We start from the raw sequence: 857 nt of genomic DNA on the forward strand, positions 1-857 counted from the left end.
GGCTTGAGGATGTTGTTCGAGGACAGCATCAGGATGCGGGCCTCGGCCTGCGCCTCCGCGGACAGCGGCAGGTGCACGGCCATCTGGTCACCGTCGAAGTCCGCGTTGAACGCGGTGCAGACGAGCGGGTGGATCTGGATGGCCTTGCCCTCGACGAGCTGCGGCTCGAAGGCCTGGATGCCGAGGCGGTGCAGGGTGGGCGCACGGTTCAGCAGCACCGGGTGCTCGGCGATGACCTCTTCGAGGACGTCGTACACGACGGTGCGGCCGCGCTCCACCATGCGCTTGGCGCTCTTGATGTTCTGCGCGTGGTTGAGGTCCACGAGCCGCTTCATCACGAACGGCTTGAACAGCTCCAGCGCCATCGCCTTCGGCAGGCCGCACTGGTGCAGCTTGAGCTGCGGACCGACGACGATCACGGAACGCGCGGAGTAGTCCACACGCTTGCCGAGGAGGTTCTGACGGAAGCGGCCCTGCTTGCCCTTGAGCATGTCGGACAGCGACTTCAGCGGACGGTTGCCGGGGCCCGTCACCGGGCGGCCGCGGCGGCCGTTGTCGAAGAGCGCGTCGACGGCCTCCTGGAGCATGCGCTTCTCGTTGTTCACGATGATCTCGGGCGCGCCGAGGTCGAGAAGCCGCTTCAGGCGGTTGTTGCGGTTGATGACACGGCGGTACAGGTCGTTCAGGTCGGAGGTCGCGAAGCGGCCACCGTCGAGCTGCACCATCGGACGCAGGTCCGGCGGGATGACCGGCACGCAGTCCAGCACCATGCCCTTGGGGCTGTTGCTGGTCTGGAGGAACGCGGAGACGACCTTGAGGCGCTTGAGCGCACGGGTCTTCTTCTGGCCCTTGCCGGT

Annotated in this window: 1 pseudogene; it reads right to left on the bottom strand. The window is 66.9% G+C overall.

The features are described from left to right. Window positions 1–857 (bottom strand): annotated as a pseudogene (locus G6W55_RS37910) (DNA-directed RNA polymerase subunit beta'); the annotation flags it as partial.

Origin of the sequence: Streptomyces sp. CAI-85, from assembly GCF_013363615.1 — a bacterium.
Taxonomy (GTDB): domain Bacteria; phylum Actinomycetota; class Actinomycetes; order Streptomycetales; family Streptomycetaceae; genus Streptomyces; species Streptomyces antibioticus_B.